Consider the following 411-nt stretch of genomic DNA (forward strand, 5'->3'; position numbering starts at 1 on the left):
CCCGCACCGCCGCCATGACCTGGGCGAAGTCCCGCCCCGGCGAGGCGTCGAACTCGATGGGCATGGTGTTGACGAACCAGCCCACCGAGTTCGCCCAGCCGGCCCGGCCGCGCTCGCTGACCGGCATGAAGCCGCGGTACACGCCGGGTCCGCCCGCCTCGCGCAGGCAGACCGCGACGGCCGCCAGGACCCCCATGAACGGCTTGCCGTCCACCACACGGCAGGCCTTCTCGAACACCTCGGCCTCGGCCGCGTCCAGCAGCGGCGAGGCCTCGTTGACGATCGGGTACATCCGGCCGGGCTCCACGCCGAGCTCGAGCGGGAAGCGGGGGAAGAACTCGCCGCCGCCGCGCGCCATGAACGACTTCCAGTAGCCGAGGCGTTCGTCGTCGGCGGCGATGGAGAGGTAGC

1 pseudogene is annotated in these 411 nt (G+C 72.5%); it reads right to left on the minus strand.

Going from position 1 to position 411, the window contains the following annotated elements:
* Window positions 1-411 (minus strand): annotated as a pseudogene (locus G3I78_RS49530) (hypothetical protein); the annotation flags it as partial.

Source organism: Streptomyces sp. SID13726 (assembly GCF_010548375.1).
Taxonomy (GTDB): domain Bacteria; phylum Actinomycetota; class Actinomycetes; order Streptomycetales; family Streptomycetaceae; genus Streptomyces.